The following is a 24552-nucleotide window of genomic DNA, read 5'->3' on the forward strand; positions in this document are numbered from 1 at the left end:
GCTAGCCTCGGATCAAGGAATCGTGGAGGTAGAGCACTGTTTGGACTAGGGGCCCTTCTCGGGTTACCGAATTCAGATAAACTCCGAATGCCATCGATTCAAGTCCGGGAGTCAGACTGCGAGTGATAAGATCCGTAGTCAAGAGGGAAACAGCCCAGACCACCAGCTAAGGTCCCAAAGTATCTGTTAAGTGGAAAAGGATGTGGGGTTGCACAGACAACTAGGATGTTGGCTCAGAAGCAGCCATCATTTAAAGAGTGCGTAATAGCTCACTAGTCGAGTGACCCTGCGCCGAAAATTTACCGGGGCTAAACAGATCACCGAAGCTGTGGATAGAACCTTATGGTTCTGTGGTAGGAGAGCGTTCTAAGGGCGTTGAAGCTGGACCGTGAGGACTGGTGGAGCGCTTAGAAGTGAGAATGCCGGTATGAGTAGCGAAAGACGGGTGAGAATCCCGTCCACCGAATGACTAAGGTTTCCTGGGGAAGGCTCGTCCTCCCAGGGTTAGTCGGGACCTAAGCCGAGGCCGATAGGCGTAGGCGATGGACAACAGATTGATATTTCTGTACCAGTTGTTTTTGTTTGAACAATGGAGGGACGCAGGAGGCTAAGGAAAGCGTGCGGATGGAAGAGCACGTCCAAGCAACAAGTCTTGTGGTGAGTCAAATGCTTACTGCTTTAAGGACAAGTTGTGATGGGGAGGGAAATTAAGTACCGAAGTTCCCGATGTCACACTGCCAAGAAAAGCTTCTAGTTAGAAAACAACTGCCCGTACCGCAAACCGACACAGGTAGTCGAGGAGAGAATCCTAAGGTGAGCGAGCGAACTCTCGTTAAGGAACTCGGCAAAATGACCCCGTAACTTCGGGAGAAGGGGTGCTGACCGCAAGGTCAGCCGCAGTGAATAGGCCCAAGCGACTGTTTATCAAAAACACAGGTCTCTGCAAAATCGAAAGATGACGTATAGGGGCTGACGCCTGCCCGGTGCTGGAAGGTTAAGAGGAGAGGTTAGCTTCGGCGAAGCTTTGAATTGAAGCCCCAGTAAACGGCGGCCGTAACTATAACGGTCCTAAGGTAGCGAAATTCCTTGTCGGGTAAGTTCCGACCCGCACGAAAGGCGTAACGATTTGGGCACTGTCTCAACGAGAGACTCGGTGAAATTATAGTACCAGTGAAGATGCTGGTTACCCGCGACAGGACGGAAAGACCCCATGGAGCTTTACTGCAGGTTGATATTGATTGTTTCTGCTACATGTACAGGATAGGTAGGAGCCATAGAAGTCGGGACGCCAGTTTCGATGGAGGCATCATTGGGATACTACCCTTGTAGCAGGACCAGTCTAACCCGCCGCCCTTATCGGGCGGGGAGACAGTGTCAGTCGGGCAGTTTGACTGGGGCGGTCGCCTCCTAAAAAGTAACGGAGGCGCCCAAAGGTTCCCTCAGAATGGTTGGAAATCATTCGTAGAGTGCAAAGGCAGAAGGGAGCTTGACTGCGAGACAGACAAGTCGAGCAGGGACGAAAGTCGGGCTTAGTGATCCGGTGGTACCGCATGGAAGGGCCATCGCTCAACGGATAAAAGCTACCCTGGGGATAACAGGCTTATCTCCCCCAAGAGTTCACATCGACGGGGAGGTTTGGCACCTCGATGTCGGCTCGTCGCATCCTGGGGCTGTAGTCGGTCCCAAGGGTTGGGCTGTTCGCCCATTAAAGCGGCACGCGAGCTGGGTTCAGAACGTCGTGAGACAGTTCGGTCCCTATCCGTCGCGGGCGTTGGAAATTTGAGAGGAGCTGTCCTTAGTACGAGAGGACCGGGATGGACACACCGCTGGTGTACCAGTTGTTCTGCCAAGGGCATTGCTGGGTAGCTATGTGTGGAAGGGATAAACGCTGAAAGCATCTAAGCGTGAAGCCCCCCTCGAGATGAGATTTCCCATCATCTAGAATGAGTAAGACCCCTGAGAGACGATCAGGTAGATAGGCTAGGAGTGGAAGTGCAGCGATGTATGGAGCGGACTAGTACTAATCGGTCGAGGACTTAACCAAGATTTAGAATAAAAAAAGCAAGCGATGAATGAGCTTTGGTCAGCTGTTCAGTCGTGTTATGGATTCAGTTTTGAGGGAACGTTGTTCCTTTAATTAAATAATTGTGCGGTGACGATGGCGAGAAGGTCACACCTGTTCCCATCCCGAACACAGAAGTTAAGCTTCTTAGCGCCGATTGTAGTGAAGGGTTTCCCTTTGTGAGAGTAGGACGTTGCCGCGCATTTATTTTCTCTTTTTTTGTTTACGGAGGTTTAGCTCAGCTGGGAGAGCATCTGCCTTACAAGCAGAGGGTCGGCGGTTCGATCCCGTCAACCTCCATTATCTGATTTCTCAAACAGATAGGATAAAGAGTTTTAATTTGTTTGAGGCATTAGCTCAGTTGGTAGAGCATCTGACTTTTAATCAGAGGGTCGCAGGTTCGAACCCTGCATGCCTCATATTTTTATGTTTTATTACTGTAATGCCGGCTTAGCTCAGTTGGTAGAGCATCTGATTTGTAATCAGAGGGTCGAGGGTTCAAGTCCTTTAGCCGGCATTTCTTTGCGGAAGTAGCTCAGTGGTAGAGCACCACCTTGCCAAGGTGGGGGTCGCGGGTTCGAACCCCGTCTTCCGCTTTTGTATATTGCAGCCATAGCTCAACTGGATAGAGTACCTGACTACGAATCAGGCGGTTGTAGGTTCGACTCCTACTGGTTGCATTTTTTTAACACCGGGAAGTAGCTCAGCTTGGTAGAGCACTTGGTTTGGGACCAAGGGGTCGCAGGTTCGAATCCTGTCTTCCCGATATCCAAGACTGGGTATCGTTTCCGGTCTTTTTTATTTCTTATATAACATTGTGCGGTGATAATGGCGAGAAGGTCACACCTGTTCCCATCCCGAACACAGAAGTTAAGCTTCTTAGCGCCGATTGTAGTGAAGGGTTTCCCTTTGTGAGAGTAGGACGTTGCCGCGCAATACAAAAAAAAGTCTCCCTTGGGAGGCTTTTTTGTTTGTCTCTATTTTTCGTTAATAGGAAGGGGGCCGGAAAATAGCTTCCGGCCCCCTCTACTTTATTTAATAAGTGATGCTGCTGCTTGATCCACAATAATTGTTACATCAGGATGGTTTACTAATACAGTTGATGGTATATCTTCTGTAGGTTCTGTCGCAGTAACTAAGTCTTTGATGGCTTCCGCTTTATCTTCTCCGAAAGCGAGTAGAAGGATTTTCTTTGCTTTCATAATAGAAGCTAATCCCATTGTGTAAGCATAACCGGGTACATCAGACTCTTTTTCAAAGAAGCGTTTGTTAGCATTGATTGTTGATTGTGTTAACGCTACTTTGTGTGTGTGTGAATCCAGTGCTGTTCCTGGTTCGTTAAATGCGATGTGTCCATTGTGGCCGATACCTAAAATTTGAATATCGACTGGGTATTTACTTAAAACTGCTTCATAGCGTTCAATTTCTGCTTGTTCTTCATTCATTCCATCAGGAAGATGTGATTCTTTGAAAGGCTTTTGATTGAACAGCTTTTGCTCCATGAAGTAGCGGTAGCTTTGTTCATGTGTTCCTGGTAGTCCAACGTATTCGTCTAAGTTAACAGAAATGGCATCAGAAAAGTCAACGTCACTTTCAGTCAATTTCTCGTACAACCGTTCTGGTGTCGATCCTGTTGCCAGGCCAAATACTTTCGCACCATTGTCTAAAGCTTCGCGAATCATTTCATAGCCTTTTTGTGAGCCTTCTTCTTTTGAGTTTACGTAAAGGATTTCCACTAGTATAATTACCCCTTTTTTTTGTATTAAAATAATTCTAAAGCGAAAGCGTTTCTTTGTCAATAATTCTAAGGGAAAGATGAGACGGATTTCAAAACAAAAGAGTTCAAAAATGGATTTGAATAGGCTATAATAGTTGGTTAATAGACGCTCCTGCGTTCTTTCTATTTGACACTCGCTCTCGAATAGCATACTATTTGAAGTGTAATAGTCAAAATTAGTCAGGTGAAAGGGGGCGGATGAATTGCAGAATCAAAATATGTCAGATATCATCGAAGCTTACATTAAACAGATCCTGAAGCAAAAAGAACAAGTTGAGATACGACGTAACGAAATGGCGAGTCATTTTAATTGTGTCCCTTCGCAAATCAATTATGTGATTAATACGCGTTTCACCGAGCAACATGGTTACCTTGTTGAAAGTAAACGAGGCGGTGGCGGCTATATTCGTATCATGAAAGTCACATTTATGGATGAAGTGGAATATCTGGACGAAATGATTAAAATGATTGGTGATTCGATTTCAGAACGCGACGCATTTGCAATCGTCCAAAACATATTCAATAAAAAACTAATCTCTAAACGAGAAGGCAACATTATTTTAGCAATTTTGGATAAAGGTTCTCTTCAAGTTTTTGGAAATGATGAAGATGCTGTACGCGCACACCTTTTAACCAAACAGTTACAAAGTATACGCTACAAGGCATAATTTATGAGGTATAACGTTCGTAAAGGAGGCGTTAGGAATGGATGAACTATTCACAGAAAAAGCGAATAAAGCGCTCATTTTAGCAACAGAAGAGGCGCATCGATTCAAACATCAATCAATTGGGACTGAACACATTCTTTTAGGACTTCTTCGCGAACCAGAAGGAATTGCTGGAAAGATTCTACGTGATTTTGATATTGACGAAACACATGTCCGTGAGGAGATTGAACATCTAACGGGCTATGGAACGGCAAGACCGTTAACGCATCAATTTGCACCAATGCCGTTTTCGCCTCGCGCTAAAACTGTCGTTATGTATGCAACTACGGAGTCGCAAAAACTAGGTGTGTACCTAGTTGGAACGGAACATCTTCTAATTGGTTTACTAAAAGAAGAAGTTTTGGCCGTGAAAATATTGAAGAGCTTAGGAGTCGATTTAAATCTCCTGCGTAAAAAAATGTATGAAAAAATCGGCCTGAAACAACCGACTAAAAATTCAGTCAGAAGCGCTAAGAAAAATACAAAAGCTACTGAAGGAACACCAACACTTGATTCCTTGGCACGTGATTTGACTGAATCTGCGCGTCATCAAAAACTCGATCCAATCGTTGGACGTGACCGTGAAGTTAGACGTATCCTTCAAGTCATTTCGCGTCGTACGAAGAACAATCCTGTATTAGTAGGAGAGCCGGGAGTCGGTAAAACGGCTATAGTAGAAGGTTTAGCCCAAAAGATTGTGAATGGCGAAGTGCCGGAACAATTAGCGAATAAACGCTTAATGATGCTAGATATGGGTTCACTTGTTGCGGGGACAAAGTACCGTGGTGAATTCGAAGAACGTATGAAGAAGATTATTGATGAAGTGTACCGTGATGGAAATGTCATTCTCTTTATCGATGAGTTGCATACCTTAATCGGAGCAGGTGGGGCAGAAGGAGCAATTGATGCTTCGAATATTCTAAAACCAGCGCTTGCGCGAGGTGAACTTCAAACAATTGGTGCGACAACATTGGATGAATATCAAAAATACATCGAAAAAGATGCAGCTTTGGAGCGTCGTTTTGCACCGATTCATATCGATGAGCCGACTGCGGAGGAAACAGTTGATATTTTGATGGGACTACGCTCACGTTACGAAGACCACCACCATGTGGAAATAACGGACGAAGCGATTGAAGCGGCAGTGAAATTGTCAACACGTTATATTACGTCACGTCGTTTGCCGGATAAAGCAATCGATTTGATTGATGAATCTGCAGCAAAAGTCCGCCTAGATGTCACGCATGGGGAAACGCCAGTCGGTAAGTTGGAAGACGAAATTATGCGTCTGAATAAAGAAAAAGAAGAGGCTATTCTCGCCCAAGACTTTGTTAAAGCAGCACGTATCCGTAAAAAAGAGATGAGCAGTAAACAACGTTTGGAGCGCACCCTTAAAGAGTCAGAAGAAGTTGCAACGAGCGAAAGTTATACGCTGAGTGTAAATGAACATGACGTTGCCCAAGTTGTCGCGTTGTGGACAGGAATTCCTGTCTACCAAATGGAGCAAAAGGAAAGCGACCGTTTGATGCAACTTGAGAAAGTATTGCATAAACGTGTGATTGGTCAAGAAGAAGCGGTTGGCGCAGTCTCACGCGCGATTCGCCGGGCGCGTTCAGGATTAAAAGATCCAGAACGTCCAATCGGTAGTTTCCTATTCTTGGGACCTACAGGAGTCGGGAAAACAGAGCTTGCTAAGACGTTGGCAGATGCAATGTTTGGTTCTGAAGATGCTTTGGTGCGTATTGACATGTCTGAGTACATGGAAAAATTTGCGACAAGCCGTTTGGTAGGATCTCCTCCAGGGTATGTGGGTTATGACGAAGGCGGTCAACTAACCGAAAAAATTAGACAAAAGCCTTATTCGGTTATTTTGTTGGATGAGGTTGAAAAAGCCCATCCGGATGTCTTTAATATCCTATTGCAAGTTTTGGATGACGGGCATTTGACCGATTCAAAAGGACGTAAAGTCGATTTCCGTAATACCATCTTAATTATGACTTCTAACTTGGGTGCGACAGCACTCCGGGACGACAAGTCAGTTGGTTTCAATGTGAAAGATGTGAAGCAGGACTACAAAGAGATGGAAAAACGAATTCGTGAAGAATTGAAGAACAGCTTCCGTCCTGAGTTCCTGAACCGGATTGATGAATCCATCGTGTTCCACTCACTGGCTAAGGATGAGCTGCATGAAATCGTGAAGCTAATGGTGAATGCGATTGTGAAACGTCTAAAAGATTTGGACATTCATGTCAAAGTAACCCCAGCTGCGGTTGATGTCATTGCCAAAGCCGGCTTCGACCCTGAATACGGCGCACGACCAATTCGTCGTGCAATTCAAAAAGAAATCGAAGACAAATTGAGTGAAGAAATGCTGAGCGGCACTGTTAAATATGGTGATTCCGTTACGATCGGCGCACGCAATGGCGAAATACGTATTTCTGTTCGTGAGGCCAAAAAAGAAGAAAAAACGAAAGATTTAGTAGGAAGTAATTCCTAATTGAAACGCATAAAAAGAGGCGGGGACAAATTGTCCGCGCCTCTTTGTGTGCACTTTTTATTTATTGGAACGTTTTAGGGTGAAAAAACGATTAAAAAGGTCCAATAACTGATGATTGGAACATTTTAATCTAATTTTAATCCCTAAAAGGCCGAATAAACAATTATTGGAACGTTTTAATTATATTTTAATGGTGAAAAGGTCTTAATACCGATTTAGTGTTTCAACAAACTCAAGCGATCGACTTCAATCACGACTTCAGCCGGACCTACTTTAAGGATAATGTCGCGCGTAATGCTCGCGCGCAACTGGTCATTGGAAGCAGTGGTTTTTTCCGGGACATCGATATCGAAAGAAATTTTTAATTGATTTTCTAGTTCCTCGACTCGGAAATCATGGAACTTCAAGTTGAGCTGATTTGATTTCAGAATCGCTTTTACTTCCCGGTAGATACGCGTATGTTCTTCATTTTGAACGGCAATCGGATCCAAGTGACACACGAGGTCGATACCAAGAACATCCTTAAAATGTTTTTCGATGTGATCACTCACAACATGGGCTTGCGTGAGGGACCAACTATCGTCGACTTCGATGTGAATGGATGCGAAGGTTTTATTGGGTCCGTAATTATGGACTAGTAAATCGTGATAGCCCAAGATGGAATCAAACTGTTCAAAGTGGTCCTGTATTTCGGCCAATTCCTGCTCGTTCGGGCGTGTTCCGAGTAAATCATCCATTGATTCACGAATCATGCTAATACCGCTGTAAATGATGAAAATAGCCAATAAAGTACCTGCATAGCCATCGACCGTCCAACCAGTGAAAAATTCAAGTAGAGAGGCTGCTAATACAATGATTGTCGTATAAACATCGTTAAAACTATCTTGAGCAGCACTGCGAAGTGTTGTCGAATGAATCGTATCAGCAGCGGAGCGGTAAAAGAATCCTTGAATTACTTTGGCACCAACCGAAATGATTAATAAAACAAAAATGAGCGGGCTGGCCTCCAGTTTACTGGGGTTAATAATCCGCTCAATCGAGGTCGTTAAAAATTGAAACCCGACAAAAATAATGATGATTGAAACCAGGAAGCCGCTAATATATTCAAAACGCTGATGGCCGTAGGGGTGTTCTTTATCAGCCGGCTTTGCCGCGATTTTGAAACCGAGTAAGGTCAGGACGGAGGAAGCTGTATCGGAAAGGCTGTTGATGGCATCCGTAAGAATGGAAACACTGCCTGATAACCAGCCTGCTATCAATTTAATAAAAAAGAGAATAAGGTTCGAGAATAACCCAACGATGCCGGAAAGCGTACCAATGCGATAGCGTTTCTTCTCACTCGTTGTGTGTGAAGCATAAGCGTCTAGCCATTTTTCAAACATGTTAAAACTCCTTTTAATAAAGAATGTAGACCTATTATCCCATATCTCTCCGACCAAATCATTCGGAATACCATTTTTAGTATGATAAAATAAAGGCAAATGAAAAGGAGCGATTTATAATGAAAAATTCAAATTCTAAAAAAGCATTTCTCATTGGTTTGGCTGCAACTGCTGCTGTTGCGGCTGTCGCAACGATTCTTGTCTACGAAGAAGATACGGTTGATCGTGTTGGTGCGTATTTAAACCGCCAACGCATGAAGAACAAATTTAAAGGAAACAACAAAATTACGCGTGTCGTTGATTCATTGAGCGACAACGAAATCGAAACATTGTTAAATGTTTTTGACCGTACAGGAAGCTGGAAAGATACTGTATTTGAAACGTTAGATGACCTAAAAGACAAAGCAGTGGACTACAAAGACCACATGGCTAAAAAGTTAAAATAATAAATGAGGGAGTGTGAAAAAAGGCGTTTAGATCCGAATCACTGTAACGAATAAGCACAGGATGGACGCAGGCCATCCGCGCATTATTCGTGAAGTGGATGTCGGATCTGCCTTTTTGAGCACGTTTACGCCACTATTATTCGTAGGAAAGGGACTGGGAGAAATATGATAAGCTCCCTTCAAAGTAGACACTGAAAAAAACAAACTACTTTGAAGGGGGTTTTTTTCTATGACTAGAAAACATACCGATCCAGAACTGTTACATTTAATTGATTTACACCTAAGGGGTGTTTCTTATCGAACGCTTGTTGATCAGCACCATCTCAAACTATCTGATACCACTTTTATGAATTATGTCCATCGGTACCAGGACCATGGCATGGAAGGGATCCGCTCCCAGAAGAATTACCGCAGTTACTCGAAAGAATTCAAGCAGAAAATTGTAGCTGAATACCTACAGACGGGTTACGGCTTTTCATACTTAGCCGCTAAATATAACATTCCATCTAAAACAACGGTAAACAAATGGGTAATTCGATATACTGAAGGAAAAGAGAATGAGACATATTCTCCGAAATCTGAGGTGTACAACATGACGGGTGTTAAAAAATCATATGAAGAAAAATTAAAAATCGTAGAAGATTACATAGCCAATCGCCTGACTTATCTGGAAGCAGCGGAGAAAAACCATGTAAGTTACAGTAACATTTATTCCTGGGTGAATAAATACAAAAAGCATGGACCGATAGGTCTGGAAGACAACCGGGGCCGCGGGAAGCCCACGGAAATTCAAACAACGGAAGAACGTTTAAACGCAGAAGTAGAGACACTCAAAGCCCGGAATAAATGGCTAGAAATGGAGAACGATGCGTTAAAAAAGCGCCGAAAAATCGCTGGGAATCACAAATCACAGGGGTTAGACAAGAAGTGGAATATTTAACTATTGAAGAATTAAAGCATAAATATCCCGTTATCCATCTTTGTGACATACTGGGTATCGCCAAATCCAGCTACTATAAGTGGTTAAAACGGGAACCCTCAGAAACAGAATTAAAACGCCTGAAACTGATGCGGGCGATCAAAGGAATCCACGAGGCATTCGGTGGGATTTACGGCTACCGAAGAATGACCATCTTTCTCAACTTTTTTAGAAGAGCGAAAGTGAATCATAAGTGTGTACACCGCCTCATGAGAATCATGGGGATCACAGCCGTCATCCGTCGCAAAAGAAGGAACTACGTGCCACACAAAGCCGCACATGTGGCTGAAAACATCTTAAACCGTGATTTCCACGCTGAAAGACCCATGGAAAAGTTATTGACGGATGTCACGGAATTCCGGTTGACCAATGGGACAAAACGTTACCTGAGCGCTATTTATGACCTCGGGTCAAAGAAAATCGTGGCTTATAAAACCAGTCACCGCAATGACAACCCGTTAGTACTGGATACACTAAAGCAGATTTTGGGTGATGTAAAGCCTGAAACCACACTGATTCATAGCGACCGCGGTTCCCAGTACACCTCCCATGCCTTTAACAAGATGATTAAAGATCACCAGATAATCCATAGTATGTCACGCGTCTCGAAATGTATTGACAACGGCCCTATGGAAGGCTTTTGGGGTACCCTCAAGGTGGAGATGTTTAACCTGGATACGTTTGACAGACCAGCGTACTTAGACCGGAAAATCAAGGCATACATCGCGTTCTTCAACAATGAACGCGTTACTTTGGATATGGGATTAGCGATTCCTACGGAAGAGAAGATTCTACAAATGATTGCATAAACGCTACAAAAAAAGACCACACATTTTTACATGCATGGTCTAAAATACTTTGTTTTTTACCTGTCTACTTGACAGGGGGCAGTTCAATAACCCCAGTCCCTTTCCTATATATTAAACTATTCCCTTACACGCGCATGAAGGGCCAGATACCCCAACAATAAATCATCCATTTTTTTCAGATTCAGACCAACCGTATCCATGAAGCGATCGATTCGGTATTGCAACGTATTACGGTGCACGTATAAATCAGCAGCTGCTTTGGAAATATTTCCTTGGTTCTGCCACAGTGCCGCAACAAGTTCGGCACCGCCATCGATGTTTTGGATGCCTTCTTTTAATGTTGCTAAAATAGGACTTTTAGCTGCAGCCTCATAAGTAAAATGGGGCAGCGCTGTCGTTGAGAGTGTCACGATTTGATCACGTTGGCTACGTGAGCGTGTATCCATAAAGATATTTTGCTCTTCGGCGAACAATGTAGGGAGGCGACTATCTACTTCCCAATTTTGGCCGAGATACACGCTGGTCCGAATACCAAAGTCGTCATCCAACACATTTAACAATCCTTCGATTTCTGCAGTTAAATCAAAAAAGTCAGGATTATGGACGATTAATACAGCGTATTGATTTGAAATAAAGAAGCCGTCAATCACAAAGGCTAAAGTATTCTTAAAGGCATCCAACCATAACTTCTGATCCAAGGGTTCCAATTCAGTATGCTTCAAGGATACTTGCAGGACTTGGATGCGCGCATAGCCGGATGGAATAGCAGTTGCATCTTCGAGTAAGTAGTGAGCCCAGATGTTCTTTAATGATGTGTGAAGAACAGTATCGGGTTGTACCAATTGAATAATAAGTCTTTTTTCTCTGTCTGAGATTGTGTGTGCCGCGAAGTGCATGTAGCGATCTTCCAACGGTACAGAAAAATAATCATTTCCCATCCAGGAAGAATGGTTAATGACTCCGTCTGGAAATAATTCTTTCAGTAAGTCTTCCATAAAGCGAGACCTCGCAATCCGTATGATAATAGTATCATTTTAACACTGATAGAAAATAATTGGAAAGATGATTCGAAATAGCTTATATTATGAAGGACGAGAAGTACAGAGTAGAAAGAGGCAAACAATGGAATTAACTACAAAAGAACACTTTATGAAGGAAGCAATTGCCGAAGCAGAGAAGGCCCGTGCGATTGGTGAGGTTCCGATTGGGGCCGTCGTCGTATTGGATGGTAAAATTATCGGCCGCGGACATAACGAACGCGAGACGACACATGATGCTACAACGCATGCGGAAATGGCAGCCATTCGTGAAGCGAATAAGCACCTTTCCAATTGGCGTCTGGAAGATGCGGAACTATTCGTTACCTTAGAGCCGTGCCCAATGTGCAGCGGCGCGATTATTCTTTCGCGCATAAAAAAAGTTTATTATGGCGCTGCCGATTTAAAAGGCGGAACAGCGGGAACGTTGATGAACTTACTGCAAGACGCGCGCTTCAACCACCAAGCAGAAGTCGAAACGGGTATTTTACACGATGAATGCCAGGCCTTGCTTCAAACGTTCTTCAAAGAACTGCGCCTGAAACGAAAAGAAGAAAACCGGAAACATTTGCGCCGGATGAACTGATACCCCTTGAAAAGAGGGAAGCATCTATGTTATACTAAATTTTGCCGAAAGGCCTTACTGCAATGGCGGTCTTATGAATGAGTCAGATCCGGAAGGAAGCAGCTATAAATAGGACTCGCCATGTGCTGTAAGTTATAATAAACACGTTGTTCTTATCAATGGATAAGTGCTTTTTTTATACAAAAAAACAAGTGATGACATAACTGCATGATAAGCTCCCTTCAAAGTAGACACTGAAAAAAACAAACTACTTTGAAGGGGGTTTTTTTCTATGACTAGAAAACATACCGATCCAGAACTGTTACATTTAATTGATTTACACCTAAGGGGTGTTTCTTATCGAACGCTTGTTGATCAGCACCATCTCAAACTATCTGATACCACTTTTATGAATTATGTCCATCGGTACCAGGACCATGGCATGGAAGGGATCCGCTCCCAGAAGAATTACCGCAGTTACTCGAAAGAATTCAAGCAGAAAATTGTAGCTGAATACCTACAGACGGGTTACGGCTTTTCATACTTAGCCGCTAAATATAACATTCCATCTAAAACAACGGTAAACAAATGGGTAATTCGATATACTGAAGGAAAAGAGAATGAGACATATTCTCCGAAATCTGAGGTGTACAACATGACGGGTGTTAAAAAATCATATGAAGAAAAATTAAAAATCGTAGAAGATTACATAGCCAATCGCCTGACTTATCTGGAAGCAGCGGAGAAAAACCATGTAAGTTACAGTAACATTTATTCCTGGGTGAATAAATACAAAAAGCATGGACCGATAGGTCTGGAAGACAACCGGGGCCGCGGGAAGCCCACGGAAATTCAAACAACGGAAGAACGTTTAAACGCAGAAGTAGAGACACTCAAAGCCCGGAATAAATGGCTAGAAATGGAGAACGATGCGTTAAAAAAGCGCCGAAAAATCGCTGGGAATCACAAATCACAGGGGTTAGACAAGAAGTGGAATATTTAACTATTGAAGAATTAAAGCATAAATATCCCGTTATCCATCTTTGTGACATACTGGGTATCGCCAAATCCAGCTACTATAAGTGGTTAAAACGGGAACCCTCAGAAACAGAATTAAAACGCCTGAAACTGATGCGGGCGATCAAAGGAATCCACGAGGCATTCGGTGGGATTTACGGCTACCGAAGAATGACCATCTTTCTCAACTTTTTTAGAAGAGCGAAAGTGAATCATAAGTGTGTACACCGCCTCATGAGAATCATGGGGATCACAGCCGTCATCCGTCGCAAAAGAAGGAACTACGTGCCACACAAAGCCGCACATGTGGCTGAAAACATCTTAAACCGTGATTTCCACGCTGAAAGACCCATGGAAAAGTTATTGACGGATGTCACGGAATTCCGGTTGACCAATGGGACAAAACGTTACCTGAGCGCTATTTATGACCTCGGGTCAAAGAAAATCGTGGCTTATAAAACCAGTCACCGCAATGACAACCCGTTAGTACTGGATACACTAAAGCAGATTTTGGGTGATGTAAAGCCTGAAACCACACTGATTCATAGCGACCGCGGTTCCCAGTACACCTCCCATGCCTTTAACAAGATGATTAAAGATCACCAGATAATCCATAGTATGTCACGCGTCTCGAAATGTATTGACAACGGCCCTATGGAAGGCTTTTGGGGTACCCTCAAGGTGGAGATGTTTAACCTGGATACGTTTGACAGACCAGCGTACTTAGACCGGAAAATCAAGGCATACATCGCGTTCTTCAACAATGAACGCGTTACTTTGGATATGGGATTAGCGATTCCTACGGAAGAGAAGATTCTACAAATGATTGCATAAACGCTACAAAAAAAGACCACACATTTTTACATGCATGGTCTAAAATACTTTGTTTTTTACCTGTCTACTTGACAGGGGGCAGTTCAGCAAAGGCAGTCTGTCATCACTTGTTTATTTATTTAATACTGCAATAATCATACTGCCGAATTCAATACGTTCTTTATAAGGAACGAGTGCCTCCGGAATCGGGCCATCTTTTTCTAGGTCAGAGAGAATCAGGATGTGCTTGACGTTTTGAATCAATGAGTGTGATGAGAAGACGGAACCGTCACTCTGACGCAGATTGTGGTTATTGAAAATAATCTCACGGGTTGTGAGGTTCGTGATAACCAACAGATCCTCTTTGGCGATTCCGTCATTTCGTAAGTCTTTTACTATTTGTAGACAATTTGCGATGGAGGTCGTGGCGGCTACAATTTGAATGTCCATGATTTATCCTCCTTTCGTCTCGTTATAATTAGTATACGCTTGAACTTAAATAAAAACAAAGGAATGTTGGATACCCTTTCAAAAAGCCGGTTTATCACGATTTCGGCCCGAAATGTGCTGAGAGCTATGCTTTCTATTTTGTTGCTTTTAACGTATAATGAATAGATGAAATACTGACGGAAAGAAGGGAAATAATGAGCTATCAAGCACTCTATCGTGTCTGGAGACCACAGCGCTTTGAAGATATCGCCGGTCAACAAGCAGTGACGCGGACGTTAAAAAATGCCCTTGAACAAAATAAATCTAGCCACGCTTATTTATTCACCGGTCCAAGAGGGACAGGGAAAACAAGTGCGGCTAAAATTTTTGCTAAGGCCATTAACTGCCCGAATCAACAAGACGGCGAGCCATGTAATGAATGTGAAATATGCCAGGCGATTACCGAGGGCCGCTTGAATGATGTTATTGAAATCGATGCTGCCAGTAATAACGGGGTCGAGGAAATTCGTGATATTCGTGATAAAGCACGTTATGCCCCTACCCAAGCAGAGTACAAGATTTATATTATCGATGAGGTCCATATGCTTTCAACTGGTGCATTTAATGCATTGTTGAAGACCTTGGAAGAGCCACCTGAGAATGTTATCTTTATCTTGGCGACAACGGAACCGCATAAGATTCCGCTGACGATTATTTCGCGGACGCAACGTTTTGACTTTAAGCGCATTACTTATACCGATATTTTGGCACGGATGACGTACATTTTGAATGAAGAAGGTATTGCCTTTGAAGAAGAAGCACTCCATGTCGTAGCGCGTGCTGCAAATGGCGGGATGCGTGATGCCCTTAGTTTGTTGGATCAGGTTATCTCTTATAACTCTGACTTGGTGACGTTTGACAATGCGATTCAAGTATCGGGCAGTCTGACCGAAGAGATGATGTTAGGCTTTTTAGGTGCCTTGAAAGCGGAGAATGCGGAGGAAGCATTGAAAATCCTCAACGCGATTTTGGCGAAAGGGAAAGAAGCCGGTCGGTTCTTAGAAGAAATGATTTTATTTGCACGTGACATCTTGGTTTATAAGCAAACCAACGGGAAAGGCATGCAAGATGCGGACCGTTTAACGGAGCAATTCCGGTCCTTCTCGGAAGAAGTGGCAGCGCCGTTTTTATATCGGGCTATCGAAGAATTCAGTCAGACCCAAAAAGAAATGCGTTTCTCGACACAGCCAGATGTTTATTTGGAAGTGCTGGCGGTTAAATTGTCTCAACCTAGTGCGGCGGAAGTAAAAGCGCCTGCTCAAGCAGCGGATAGCCAAGAAGTGACTCGTTTGGAAAAAGAAGTAGCTAGCTTAAAAAAGGAATTGAAGTCCGTACTGGATGCGTTGAAGAACGGGAAGTTCGAAACGGCAGCTGCTGAAGCACCGGCCAGAGCGACCCCATCACGTAAGAGTCCCAATGTCTTTAAGCCAGACATCGGGCGTGCCCAACAAATTATGCGGGAAGCAACCAAGCAAGAATTGGTTACGTTACAAACACATTGGAAAGATGTTTTGGATTACCTGTCTGTTACGCAACGCGCAGTATTGCGCCAAGCAGAGCCGGTGGCAGCGAATGGTCAGGCGTGTATCTTAGCATTTGAATATGATATCCTGTGCCAGAAAGCAACGGAAGATGTGGAACTTCGTGAAGCATTAGCGGAGGCCATTCAAAGAATGACGAATCGTCCGGGTGAAGTGGTGTGCCTAACGGTTGAACAATGGGCAACATTGCGTCGTAACTACGTGCAAGATTTAAAAGCCGGCAAGATTCAACCGAAACAAACGGAATCCGAAGCCGAAAAGAACCCCGCACCAAATAAACCGGTGACGCAAGAGTTTTCTGATCATGATGTTCCACCGCCACCATTCGATGATTTTGCGATGGGTTCGGATGAAGACATCAGAGAAGAAGAGAAACAGCAAGAAGTAGTCGAGCAAGCAATTAGCATTTTCGGTGAAGAAAATGTCACAATCATAAACGATTAATGAATAGGAGCGATTTATAATGCGTGGAAATATGGGAAATATGCAAGGTATGATGAAACAAATGCAAAAAATGCAAAAACAAGTAGAGGAAACACAAGCACAAATCAATGCAACACAATTTACGGGTGCAGCTGCAAACGAATTAGTTCTCGTAACAATGACAGGTGACAAAAAAGTTGTGGATGTCGCTATCAAACCTGAAGCTGTTGATCCAGATGATGTCGAAATGCTACAAGACTTAATCTTAATGGCAACAAATGCTGCACTAGAAAAAATTGATGTGGAAACAAAAGCAAAATTAGGTAAATTTGCAAACGCAATGCCTAACTTTTAATTTATGAGAGGTGCTGACTAAATGCATTACCCTGAACCAATAGCCAAACTGATTGAAAGTTTTATGAAATTACCAGGCATCGGTCAAAAAACAGCCGCGCGCCTTGCTTTCTTCTGTATGGATATGGAAGAGGATGAGGTCGTGAAGTTTGCGAATGCCTTAATCAGTACAAAAAGAGATTTACATTATTGTTCCGTTTGCGGAAATATCACGGAATCGGATCCTTGTGTGATTTGTCAGGATCAAAGCCGTGATAAGACAACGGTGTTAGTCGTTGAGAATCCCCGCGATATTATGTCTATGGAGAAAATTCGTGAATTTAACGGTTTATACCATGTTCTTCACGGTGTTCTATCGCCAATGGAAGGAACAGGACCGGAAGATTTGAACATTCCCGGTTTAATTAAACGGCTGCAAAATGAAGAAATGAATGAAGTTATCATTGCGACCAATGCGACCGCTGAAGGGGAAGCAACTGCGATGTATTTATCCCGACTGATTAAACCAGCCGGCATCAAGGTCACACGCCTGGCTTACGGATTGGCAGTCGGCAGTGATATCGAGTATGCTGACGAAATGACCCTGTTTCGTGCCATTGATGGACGTCGTGAATTGTAAGAAGAAAGTATGAGGGGTATGAAACAGATGGTATTCCGTTTATTGAATAAAAGCAGGAAGAAACAGCAGAAACAAGAGATGGATGAGCGGCTAAGCAAGAGCCTAAAAACTGTTTTTAAAAGGTACCAACTACTCCTGCACCTCGAAGAAGAAGCCTATGACGTTCCAGAAGACTTGAATGCGTTGAGAAAGATTGAAGGAGCAAAATATCTGTGTCTGATGCGTGAAGCGCGTCGTCGTAACATCCAAGGAGACATTGCGGAGCCGAGGAAAGCAAAGGCGATGGGTTTGAAGAAGCGCGGTTACAAGAAAGACAACCTTTATAAGAACTGACAATCTTTTTAGAAGCTATAAAAATGCACGGAATTAGAGTATAATGAGATTATGTATATGAAGGAGCTAGTACAAAATGGATGGGATTTTTATTACATTGGAAGGACCGGATGGATCTGGAAAGACGACGGCGTTGAAGGCGATTTTTGAAGAACTGAAGACGTTGACGGATAAACAGATTGTCTCAACCCGTGAACCGGGTGGAAGTCCGATTGCTGAGAAAATTCGGGAGATTATTCTCGATACAGCACATACGGAAATGGACGCACGGACGGAAGCCTTACTTTACGCTGCAAGCCGTAGACAGCATTTGGTTGAACGTGTGCTGCCGGTTCTTGAAGCAGGTGATATTGTCCTTTGCGACCGCTTTGTTGATAGTTCCATTGCTTATCAAGGCTACGCGCGTGGTATTGGCGAGACTGGGATTTTCAAGATTAATGATTTTGCAACGGACGGCGTTCAACCTGACTTAACGTTATATATCGATGTGCCTGCTGAAGTTGGCTTGCGTCGTATTCAAAAAGGGATGGGGACCCGCGAATTTAATCGTCTGGACCAAGAGAAACAATCTTTCCATGACAAAGTAAGAGCTGGTTACTTAAATATAGCCCGCGAAAACCCAACGCGTATTGTAACAATTGATGGTACACAGACACCTGAAGAAGTTGTGGCAGATTGTATGCAAATCATCAAAGCCCGCTTCTTTGGGAATTAGAAGAGAGAAAGAGGAGAGCGTTATGAAACTGATTATGGCAGTCGTTCAAGATAAAGATAGTGCATTACTTTCGGATGAACTTGTTGAAGCAAATATTCGTGCAACAAAATTATCATCATCTGGTGGCTTCTTACGTGCCGGAAATACAACCTTCATGATAGGGGTTGAAGACGGACAAGTAGAAGAAGTACTAAATCTTATCAAGGTAAACTGTGAATCCAGAGAGCAGTTCATGACTACTCCGGTTAATATGGATACATCCTTAAATGGTAGTCTAACGTATCCGATGCAAGTACATGTAGGTGGGGCGACCGTCTTCGTCTTACCAGTGGAAAGCTTCCACCAGTTCTAATGACTTTAATGACTGAAGTCGAGAAAAAACAGCCCGAACTCGAACGTCTCTTTACCAACGCTATTACAGGAAAACGCCTCGGACACGCTTATTTATTTGAAGGCGCCCGCGGAACTGGGAAGCGTGCACTCGCGGAATGGATTGCCCAAGCCGTGTTTTGCGAGAATGGGGAAACAGGTAAGCCATGCGGACAGTGTCGAAATTGTCGCCGCTTGAATGAGGGAAACCAACTCGACTTGATTTCAGTAGAACCGGACGGTCAATCTATTAAAGTGGATCAAATCAGACAGTTAAAGGCTGAATTTTCTAAAAGTGCCGTTGAAGGCAGCAAGAAGGTCTATATCATCGAACAGGCGGAAAAGATGACCATCAGCGCGGCCAACAGCCTTTTGACTTTTTTAGAAGAGCCGGGAATTGATACGTATTTATTTTTACTGACAACGGTAAAAGAAAATATTCTACCAACGATTCGTTCACGCTGCCAGATTATCCATTTCCAACCATTGAAACCGAAAGTGATGGCGGAAGCGTTTAGGGAAGCAGGTATTTCCGAACAAAATATCGGTGTTTTGTCGGCTTTGACGAATGATTATGAAGAAGCAAAGCGTCTGGAAGAGGATGAGTGGTTTCAGGAAATAAAAGGCAAGGTTTGGACTTGGTTCAATCAAATGGTTAACCGGAATCCTCTTGCTTTCATAACTGTTCAGACGGATCTAATGCCTGTGTTGAAAGAACGTGCGCAAGTAACCATGTGCCTGGATTTATTACTGTTCCATTACCGGGACATGCTATATATTTCCTTCGGCCATGAACAAGCAGCCGTTCACCAACACTTAATCAAAGCGTATCACGCACTGCAAAGTGAGAGTCGGTACCTGACCCAACAAATCGAGAATATTTTAGATGGTAAAAAAGCAATTCAGGCAAATGTACAAGCACAAGGCATTTTAGAAAGTCTTGTGATTAAGAATCAGACCATAAAGTGATGAGTGAATAGAGGAGGCGGCTAAAGTGAAAAAAGCACTTGGTGTTCGTTTTGTAAGAAATGGCCCTATTTTTTATTATGAAGATGAGTCGAATATGTTCACAGTAGATGATAAGGTCATCATCAAACAAGGCGAATATTTAGAAATCGGACGTGTGGTTATTGCTTCAAAGGAATGCCAGAAAGAAGATCTTTTGGAGCCTGCCAGACTCATCGAGCGCCTTGCAACGCCGGATGATTTGGTTAAAGAACAAAAGAACACAGCCGATGCTACCGAGGCTTTTCAGATAGGAAAGAAGGAAGCGCGCAAAGCTAAATTGGAAATGAATATTATTGGTGCGAGTTATTCTTTTGATCGCCAAAAACTGACTTTTTTATTTAGCGCACCAGGACGCGTCGATTTCCGTTCGTTAGTCAGAGAGTTGGCGGCAATTTTCAAGGTGAGAATTGAACTGCGCCAAATCGGTGCACGTGACGAAGCCAAATATCTGGGAGGCATTGGACCTTGCGGACGTCCTCTATGCTGTTCAACATTTTTAGGAGACTTTGTTCCTGTATCAATCAAGATGGCTAAGAATCAAGGCCTTTCCTTGAATAGTAACAAACTATCCGGTCTGTGTGGCCGTTTGATGTGTTGTTTAAATTTTGAAAATGAAACATACGAAGAACTAAAAAAATCCATGCCGGATTATGGGGAAGAAATCACTACCCCGGAAGGCCATGGTAAAGTTGTAGGATTGGATATCCTGTCTCAAGTCATCACTGTGAAGTTGTTTGAAGAACGCAAAACAGTCGATTACGCTTGGGAAGAACTGACAGCTGCATGGGCTTAAGAAATATGAAATTGTGAGTGAATATAATGGATAAACGAACCTTATTTGATCAGTTTCATCGTGTTGAAAGCCGTATCTCTTCCGTCAGTGAAGATTTACAGGAAATCCAACAAAAATTGACCGAACTGATTGAGGAAAATACGAATCTGCAGATTGAAAACCAACATTTACGTGATCGCATTGAGTATCTAGACAAGCAACTCGCTCCTGATACAGTCGTGACGGAACCGGAAATGTCTAAATCACGGTTGAATCTCCAGAAGTTATACGAGGATGGCTTCCATGTCTGTAATGTATATTACGGCAGCCGTCGCGTAGATGATGAATCCTGTGTTTTCTGTCTGGATGTCATTTACGGAGAACGGGGCGGTCATGGTGATAGATAAAGATACCCTATTGAAAGAGGGCGAACGTCTGGATGTTTTGAAACGTGAAAACATCCAGATTATTCAGAGTCCCTCTGTTTTTTCTTTTTCACTGGATGCAGTCTTATTGGCCGACTTCGCCGACTTACCTCGAACACGTAAAGCGACTATCGTGGACTTTTGTTCCGGGAACGGTGCGGTCGCTTTTTTATTGACCGGTAAAACAAAAAACCCCATTATCGGTGTAGAAGTACAGGATCAACTTGTCGATATGGCAAGACGGACTGTTCAGTTGAATGCCATTGAAGAACGTGTTTCATTTGTACATGCGGATATTAATGACATTACCCAGCATCTGAAAGCCGATTCTGTCGATGTCATCACGTGTAACCCGCCGTATTTCAAGGACTTATCGGACAGCACCAAAAATGATTTGGATGCTTACACGATTGCGCGCCATGAAATATTGTTGACCTTGCCACAATTGATGAATCAGACGAGCCGTTTGTTGAAAATGAATGGGAAGGCCTACTTCGTTCATCGTCCCGACCGTTTCTTTGAAATACTGGATGCCATGCGTGCGAATCGTTTGGCGCCTAAGAAAATTCGCTTTATTTATCCGTATGAAGGCAAAGAAGCGAATATGATTTTAATCGAAGCGATTAAAGACGGAAAAGAAGAAGGGCTGAAAATATTGCCACCTCTTTTCATTCATGATGCATCCCGTGAGTATTCTGAGGAAGTGAAGGCGATCCTTTTTGGCGAATGAAGATAAACGGCATTATTTTTATGTTTTACAGTGCGCGGATGCTTCCTTCTATGCGGGTTATACAACCGATCCCGAACGTCGGGAAAAGGAACACAATAACGGAATCGGTTCGAAGTACACAAAAATGCGCCGTCCGGTTCAGATGATCCATGAAAAAGGATTCGAAACGAGAAGCGAAGCAACCAAGGCCGAGTATGCCTTTAAGCAATTAACGAGAAGACAAAAAGAAATCCGTTTGAGAGAGTGGAAGAAGGAGATACCCGATGATTGAAACCCAAAAAAGTTACGAAACACACCAATCTGGTACACTTTACCTTGTTCCGACACCCATCGGAAATTTAGGCGATATGACTTACCGCGCTGTTGAGACGTTAAAGGAAGTCGACTGGATTGCCTCTGAAGATACACGCAATACGCAGAAACTGCTGAATCATTTTGAAATTACGACTTCACAGATTAGTTATCACGAGCACAATTCCACGGAACGAATTCCACATTTTATCGATATGTTGGAAAAAGGTGCGAATATGGCGCAAGTGAGTGATGCGGGAATGCCGTCTATCAGTGATCCCGGCCATGACCTCGTGGTAGCCTGTATCGAAGCGGGTATTCCGGTTGTGCCATTACCCGGTGCCAATGCAGGGGTAACAGCTTTAATTGCCTCGGGCTTGAATCCACAGCCGTTTACATTTATTGGCTTTTTGAAACGCAAGAAAAAGGATCAAAAAGAACAGTGGGAACAGCTGAAGAACAAGGAAGAGACCCTCATTTTTTACGAGTCTCCTTACCGCATCAAGGAAACGATTGCGAACCTGGGCAGTGTATTGGGTGCAGATCGTCAAGTTGTCATTTGCCGTGAATTAACGAAACGGTATGAGGAATTCATACGTGGCACCGCTGCGGAAGTTCTGGACTGGTTAGATCAGACGGAAGTGAAGGGCGAAATTTGTTTTATGGTAGCAGGAAATGACGAGCCGGAAGAAGAGAAAACACATTTTTTCCCGGAAGACTTAAAAGAGCATGTAGAACAGGTAATGGCATTTGAAAACAGTACCGCCAAAGACGCGATTAAGCACGTTGCTAAAATCCGTCAGTTAAAAAAGCAAGACGTCTATCAAGCTTACCACGAACTGTAGAGGGGAGAAGCACATGGTATTTTATGGAATCGGCATAGTCTTTAGCGGACTACTTCGTTATTCACGGCGCAAAGAACGGAAGCGTACCGAACAAAATACCCTGTTACTTCTTGCCCTTTTTTTCTTTGGGCTGGGGATTTTCGTAAGAAAATCTCAGCCCATGGAAGCAGTATTTGTGGGGGGAGTTAGTGCGTTCTTGCGTTTTTTATTTTTAATTGCCCCTTACGTTTTAGGATTTTGCAGCGTGGGTTTACTGATTCATGCGGTTACGCGCTTGCGCGAACGACCGGAATCACGTAAGTACTGGGTGGTTGCTTTCAGTGGAAGTGTGATGATAGCTTTATCCGCTTTGGTGTTGGTGAACGCCCGCTGGCTCCAGAATGAATGGCTGTATAGCTTAGAAAATACACTGGATTATTTGTTTGTCTACTTGTTCGCAACTTTCCTTGTCTTTCTCGGATTGGCTGGCTCATCGCGTGTTATTAGCCCGAGCTTAGAAAAAGCATTTATTGTCATTTTAGGAACAGGTTTGACCGCTGAGGAAACGATTAGTTTAATGCTGAAGTATCGTCTGGATAAGGCTATTCAGTTCTACGAGAATCAAAAGGCCAAAAATGTGCAGCCAGCTACTTTTCTTGTTACTGGTGGTAAGAGTCCGGGGAATTCGCTTTCCGAAGCAGAAGTGATGGCTGCTTATTTGACGGACCGTGGCATCCCGGAAGACCAGATTATTCAAGAAAATCAATCCATTAATACCCATCAAAATTTTCTCTACAGCCAACGGTTGTTGGGAAATGGTGAAAATACAGTGTTCGTGACTAGCTCGTATCATGTCCTGCGCGGAAATGTTTACGCCCGTCAATTAGGAATCGAAGCAGAAGGAATTGGCGCTAAAAGCCCGTTGTATTATTTACCGTATGCTTTGATACGTGAGTACTTAGCATTATTTTTAATCTATCGTAAGGTGCACTTTGTGGCACTCCCAATATTTTTAGCACTTATGCATGTTCTGATGCACTAAAAGTCTCTTCCGAACTCTAATGGATGAGGCTTTTATTTTTCTCGATAAGCCTATCGAAAAACTTGAAAGGTATATTGCGTTATATCTGGGAGAAGGAACCAAAGTGGGCAATGAACCGGTCATGATTCCCCGTTTATGTCCGAAAGTGTGCAATGAATCGGACATCATTCCCCGTTTATATCCGAAAGTGTGCAATGAACCGGACATCATTCCCTATTTATGTCCGGAAGTGGGTAATGAATCGGACATGATTCCCCGTTTATGTCCGGAAGTGTGCAATGAACCGGACATGATTCCCCGTTTATGTCCGAAAGTGTGCAATGAACCGGCATCGTTCGTTAATAGTAGAGGAGCCGGGAGTTTTTTCCGCCTCCATAACTATTTTGTTTATTTACCTGTCTACTTAACAAGGGGCAGTTCATTTTATACTTTTACATTCTTGTTTTATATTATCAAGAAACAAAAAGAGACAGGAAGAACAGAAGTCTTTAACTTCATCTCTGTTCTTCCTGTCTTTTTTTAGATA

Annotated in this window: 26 protein-coding genes, 6 tRNA genes, 3 rRNA genes and 1 other RNA gene (1 of these 36 only partly in view); 32 read left to right on the top strand and 4 right to left on the bottom strand. The window is 43.4% G+C overall.

The window, feature by feature from the left end:
• The 9 genes from G7058_RS06610 to rrf (G7058_RS06650) form a co-directional block, all read left to right on the top strand.
• Positions 1-2044, top strand: a 23S ribosomal RNA gene (locus tag G7058_RS06610); it begins 870 nt to the left of the window's first position.
• A gap of 104 nt (positions 2045-2148) precedes the next feature.
• Positions 2149-2264 (top strand): 5S ribosomal RNA (gene rrf / locus G7058_RS06615).
• Between the two features lie 25 nt (positions 2265-2289).
• Positions 2290-2362, top strand: a tRNA-Val gene (locus tag G7058_RS06620).
• Between the two features lie 46 nt (positions 2363-2408).
• Positions 2409-2481 (top strand) — tRNA-Lys (locus G7058_RS06625).
• Positions 2482-2506: 25 nt separating this feature from the next.
• Positions 2507-2579: transfer RNA gene (locus tag G7058_RS06630), tRNA-Thr, on the top strand.
• Between the two features lie 7 nt (positions 2580-2586).
• Positions 2587-2658: transfer RNA gene (locus G7058_RS06635), tRNA-Gly, on the top strand.
• 10 nt (positions 2659-2668) lie between these two features.
• A tRNA-Arg gene (locus G7058_RS06640) sits at positions 2669-2742 on the top strand.
• Between the two features lie 12 nt (positions 2743-2754).
• A tRNA-Pro gene (locus G7058_RS06645) sits at positions 2755-2828 on the top strand.
• A gap of 52 nt (positions 2829-2880) precedes the next feature.
• Positions 2881-2996: ribosomal RNA gene (rrf, locus tag G7058_RS06650) — 5S ribosomal RNA — on the top strand.
• A 97-nt stretch (positions 2997-3093) separates the two neighbouring features.
• Here rrf (G7058_RS06650) and G7058_RS06655 read toward each other — a convergent pair.
• Complete coding sequence (locus G7058_RS06655; protein WP_166062790.1) at positions 3094-3798, bottom strand: glucosamine-6-phosphate deaminase; 705 nt, start codon at positions 3796-3798, stop codon at positions 3094-3096.
• 244 nt (positions 3799-4042) lie between these two features.
• On the opposite strand from G7058_RS06655, the gene G7058_RS06660 reads away from it, so the two are divergent.
• Both G7058_RS06660 and G7058_RS06665 read left to right on the top strand, forming a co-directional pair.
• Entirely contained in the window at positions 4043-4507 is a 465-nt protein-coding gene (locus G7058_RS06660) for a CtsR family transcriptional regulator (RefSeq protein WP_166062791.1), read from the top strand.
• 37 nt (positions 4508-4544) lie between these two features.
• On the top strand, positions 4545-7043 hold the full coding sequence (locus G7058_RS06665) for an ATP-dependent Clp protease ATP-binding subunit (protein ID WP_166062792.1): 2499 nt from the start codon (positions 4545-4547) through the stop codon (positions 7041-7043).
• Positions 7044-7258: 215 nt separating this feature from the next.
• Here G7058_RS06665 and G7058_RS06670 read toward each other — a convergent pair whose 3' ends face one another.
• Positions 7259-8425, bottom strand: a complete 1167-nt coding sequence (locus G7058_RS06670; RefSeq protein WP_166062793.1) for a cation diffusion facilitator family transporter — start codon at positions 8423-8425, stop codon at positions 7259-7261.
• Positions 8426-8544: 119 nt separating this feature from the next.
• On the opposite strand from G7058_RS06670, the gene G7058_RS06675 reads away from it, so the two are divergent.
• The 3 genes from G7058_RS06675 to G7058_RS06685 all read left to right on the top strand — a co-directional run bounded on the left by G7058_RS06675 (position 8545) and on the right by G7058_RS06685 (position 10659).
• Positions 8545-8871, top strand: coding sequence for a hypothetical protein (locus tag G7058_RS06675; RefSeq protein WP_166062794.1), 327 nt, complete (start codon positions 8545-8547; stop codon positions 8869-8871).
• Positions 8872-9100: 229 nt separating this feature from the next.
• Positions 9101-9811 carry a helix-turn-helix domain-containing protein gene (locus tag G7058_RS06680; RefSeq protein WP_166062311.1) on the top strand — a complete coding sequence of 237 codons (711 nt, stop codon included), beginning with the start codon at positions 9101-9103 and terminating at the stop codon, positions 9809-9811.
• Positions 9718-10659, top strand: a complete 942-nt coding sequence (locus tag G7058_RS06685) for an IS3 family transposase (RefSeq protein ID WP_227004395.1) — start codon at positions 9718-9720, stop codon at positions 10657-10659. Before G7058_RS06680 ends, G7058_RS06685 begins: the two co-directional genes overlap by 94 nt.
• A gap of 116 nt (positions 10660-10775) precedes the next feature.
• Here G7058_RS06685 and G7058_RS06690 read toward each other — a convergent pair whose 3' ends face one another.
• Positions 10776-11654 carry a helix-turn-helix domain-containing protein gene (locus G7058_RS06690; protein WP_166062795.1) on the bottom strand — a complete coding sequence of 293 codons (879 nt, stop codon included), beginning with the start codon at positions 11652-11654 and terminating at the stop codon, positions 10776-10778.
• Positions 11655-11781: 127 nt separating this feature from the next.
• Here G7058_RS06690 and tadA point away from each other — a divergent pair, with 127 nt between their 5' ends.
• The 4 genes from tadA (at position 11782) to G7058_RS06710 (ending at position 14112) form a co-directional block, all read left to right on the top strand.
• On the top strand, positions 11782-12282 hold the full coding sequence (gene tadA, locus G7058_RS06695) for a tRNA adenosine(34) deaminase TadA (protein WP_166062796.1): 501 nt from the start codon (positions 11782-11784) through the stop codon (positions 12280-12282).
• Between the two features lie 51 nt (positions 12283-12333).
• Positions 12334-12419: signal recognition particle sRNA small type (gene ffs, locus G7058_RS06700), an RNA gene on the top strand.
• A 134-nt stretch (positions 12420-12553) separates the two neighbouring features.
• Complete coding sequence (locus G7058_RS06705) at positions 12554-13264, top strand: helix-turn-helix domain-containing protein (protein ID WP_166062311.1); 711 nt, start codon at positions 12554-12556, stop codon at positions 13262-13264.
• On the top strand, positions 13171-14112 hold the full coding sequence (locus G7058_RS06710) for an IS3 family transposase (protein WP_227004395.1): 942 nt from the start codon (positions 13171-13173) through the stop codon (positions 14110-14112). The genes G7058_RS06705 and G7058_RS06710 overlap by 94 nt, the downstream gene beginning before the upstream one ends.
• 111 nt (positions 14113-14223) lie before the next feature.
• Here the strand turns inward: G7058_RS06710 and G7058_RS06715 are convergent, their stop codons facing one another.
• Positions 14224-14541, bottom strand: coding sequence for a hypothetical protein (locus tag G7058_RS06715; protein WP_166062797.1), 318 nt, complete (start codon positions 14539-14541; stop codon positions 14224-14226).
• Positions 14542-14735: 194 nt separating this feature from the next.
• Between G7058_RS06715 and dnaX the strand changes: the two genes are divergently transcribed.
• The 14 genes from dnaX to G7058_RS06785 all read left to right on the top strand — a co-directional run bounded on the left by dnaX (position 14736) and on the right by G7058_RS06785 (position 24549).
• Positions 14736-16565: a DNA polymerase III subunit gamma/tau gene (dnaX, locus tag G7058_RS06720; protein WP_166062798.1), complete on the top strand. Its 1830-nt coding sequence runs from the start codon at positions 14736-14738 to the stop codon at positions 16563-16565.
• Positions 16566-16581: 16 nt separating this feature from the next.
• Positions 16582-16899, top strand: a complete 318-nt coding sequence (locus G7058_RS06725; RefSeq protein WP_193567982.1) for a YbaB/EbfC family nucleoid-associated protein — start codon at positions 16582-16584, stop codon at positions 16897-16899.
• A gap of 21 nt (positions 16900-16920) precedes the next feature.
• On the top strand, positions 16921-17517 hold the full coding sequence (gene recR, locus G7058_RS06730) for a recombination mediator RecR (protein WP_166062800.1): 597 nt from the start codon (positions 16921-16923) through the stop codon (positions 17515-17517).
• A gap of 18 nt (positions 17518-17535) precedes the next feature.
• Positions 17536-17850: a DUF2508 family protein gene (locus G7058_RS06735; RefSeq protein WP_166062801.1), complete on the top strand. Its 315-nt coding sequence runs from the start codon at positions 17536-17538 to the stop codon at positions 17848-17850.
• 76 nt (positions 17851-17926) lie between these two features.
• Positions 17927-18565 (top strand): dTMP kinase, encoded by a 639-nt coding sequence (gene tmk, locus G7058_RS06740; RefSeq protein ID WP_166062802.1) that lies wholly within the window; start codon positions 17927-17929, stop codon positions 18563-18565.
• A 22-nt stretch (positions 18566-18587) separates the two neighbouring features.
• The gene (locus tag G7058_RS06745) at positions 18588-18917 is read left to right on the top strand and encodes a cyclic-di-AMP receptor (protein WP_166062803.1); all 330 of its coding nucleotides are present in this window, start codon (positions 18588-18590) and stop codon (positions 18915-18917) included.
• 8 nt (positions 18918-18925) lie between these two features.
• Positions 18926-19903 carry a DNA polymerase III subunit delta' gene (gene holB / locus G7058_RS06750; RefSeq protein ID WP_166062804.1) on the top strand — a complete coding sequence of 326 codons (978 nt, stop codon included), beginning with the start codon at positions 18926-18928 and terminating at the stop codon, positions 19901-19903.
• Between the two features lie 25 nt (positions 19904-19928).
• On the top strand, positions 19929-20735 hold the full coding sequence (locus tag G7058_RS06755; RefSeq protein WP_166062805.1) for a PSP1 domain-containing protein: 807 nt from the start codon (positions 19929-19931) through the stop codon (positions 20733-20735).
• 26 nt (positions 20736-20761) lie between these two features.
• Positions 20762-21121, top strand: a complete 360-nt coding sequence (locus G7058_RS06760; RefSeq protein ID WP_166062806.1) for an initiation-control protein YabA — start codon at positions 20762-20764, stop codon at positions 21119-21121.
• Entirely contained in the window at positions 21108-21869 is a 762-nt protein-coding gene (locus G7058_RS06765; protein WP_166062807.1) for a tRNA1(Val) (adenine(37)-N6)-methyltransferase, read from the top strand. The genes G7058_RS06760 and G7058_RS06765 overlap by 14 nt, the downstream gene beginning before the upstream one ends.
• Positions 21859-22140 carry a GIY-YIG nuclease family protein gene (locus tag G7058_RS06770; RefSeq protein WP_166062808.1) on the top strand — a complete coding sequence of 94 codons (282 nt, stop codon included), beginning with the start codon at positions 21859-21861 and terminating at the stop codon, positions 22138-22140. Before G7058_RS06765 ends, G7058_RS06770 begins: the two co-directional genes overlap by 11 nt.
• Entirely contained in the window at positions 22136-23005 is an 870-nt protein-coding gene (rsmI, locus tag G7058_RS06775) for a 16S rRNA (cytidine(1402)-2'-O)-methyltransferase (protein ID WP_166063730.1), read from the top strand. Before G7058_RS06770 ends, rsmI begins: the two co-directional genes overlap by 5 nt.
• A 13-nt stretch (positions 23006-23018) precedes the next feature.
• Positions 23019-24026, top strand: coding sequence for a YdcF family protein (locus G7058_RS06780; RefSeq protein ID WP_166062809.1), 1008 nt, complete (start codon positions 23019-23021; stop codon positions 24024-24026).
• 103 nt (positions 24027-24129) lie between these two features.
• Positions 24130-24549, top strand: a complete 420-nt coding sequence (locus tag G7058_RS06785; protein WP_166062810.1) for a hypothetical protein — start codon at positions 24130-24132, stop codon at positions 24547-24549.
• Positions 24550-24552: the final 3 nt, after the last annotated feature.

It is taken from the genome of Jeotgalibaca porci (assembly GCF_011299095.1).
Classification (GTDB): Bacteria; Bacillota; Bacilli; order Lactobacillales; family Aerococcaceae; genus Jeotgalibaca; species Jeotgalibaca porci.

What these genes read in the sequence shown, in the direction of transcription:
- G7058_RS06665 (WP_166062792.1), top strand. Translation starts at nt 4,545, where the DNA reads ATGGATGAACTATTCACAGAAAAAGCGAATAAAGCGCTCATTTTAGCA.
- G7058_RS06670 (WP_166062793.1), bottom strand. Translation starts at nt 8,425, where the DNA reads ATGTTTGAAAAATGGCTAGACGCTTATGCTTCACACACAACGAGTGAG.
- G7058_RS06675 (WP_166062794.1), top strand. Translation starts at nt 8,545, where the DNA reads ATGAAAAATTCAAATTCTAAAAAAGCATTTCTCATTGGTTTGGCTGCA.
- G7058_RS06680 (WP_166062311.1), top strand. Translation starts at nt 9,101, where the DNA reads ATGACTAGAAAACATACCGATCCAGAACTGTTACATTTAATTGATTTA.
- G7058_RS06685 (WP_227004395.1), top strand. Translation starts at nt 9,718, where the DNA reads ATGGCTAGAAATGGAGAACGATGCGTTAAAAAAGCGCCGAAAAATCGC.
- G7058_RS06690 (WP_166062795.1), bottom strand. Translation starts at nt 11,654, where the DNA reads ATGGAAGACTTACTGAAAGAATTATTTCCAGACGGAGTCATTAACCAT.
- tadA (WP_166062796.1), top strand. Translation starts at nt 11,782, where the DNA reads ATGGAATTAACTACAAAAGAACACTTTATGAAGGAAGCAATTGCCGAA.
- G7058_RS06705 (WP_166062311.1), top strand. Translation starts at nt 12,554, where the DNA reads ATGACTAGAAAACATACCGATCCAGAACTGTTACATTTAATTGATTTA.
- G7058_RS06710 (WP_227004395.1), top strand. Translation starts at nt 13,171, where the DNA reads ATGGCTAGAAATGGAGAACGATGCGTTAAAAAAGCGCCGAAAAATCGC.
- G7058_RS06715 (WP_166062797.1), bottom strand. Translation starts at nt 14,541, where the DNA reads ATGGACATTCAAATTGTAGCCGCCACGACCTCCATCGCAAATTGTCTA.
- dnaX (WP_166062798.1), top strand. Translation starts at nt 14,736, where the DNA reads ATGAGCTATCAAGCACTCTATCGTGTCTGGAGACCACAGCGCTTTGAA.
- recR (WP_166062800.1), top strand. Translation starts at nt 16,921, where the DNA reads ATGCATTACCCTGAACCAATAGCCAAACTGATTGAAAGTTTTATGAAA.
- G7058_RS06735 (WP_166062801.1), top strand. Translation starts at nt 17,536, where the DNA reads ATGAAACAGATGGTATTCCGTTTATTGAATAAAAGCAGGAAGAAACAG.
- tmk (WP_166062802.1), top strand. Translation starts at nt 17,927, where the DNA reads ATGGATGGGATTTTTATTACATTGGAAGGACCGGATGGATCTGGAAAG.
- G7058_RS06745 (WP_166062803.1), top strand. Translation starts at nt 18,588, where the DNA reads ATGAAACTGATTATGGCAGTCGTTCAAGATAAAGATAGTGCATTACTT.
- holB (WP_166062804.1), top strand. Translation starts at nt 18,926, where the DNA reads ATGACTGAAGTCGAGAAAAAACAGCCCGAACTCGAACGTCTCTTTACC.
- G7058_RS06760 (WP_166062806.1), top strand. Translation starts at nt 20,762, where the DNA reads ATGGATAAACGAACCTTATTTGATCAGTTTCATCGTGTTGAAAGCCGT.
- G7058_RS06765 (WP_166062807.1), top strand. Translation starts at nt 21,108, where the DNA reads ATGGTGATAGATAAAGATACCCTATTGAAAGAGGGCGAACGTCTGGAT.
- G7058_RS06780 (WP_166062809.1), top strand. Translation starts at nt 23,019, where the DNA reads ATGGTATTTTATGGAATCGGCATAGTCTTTAGCGGACTACTTCGTTAT.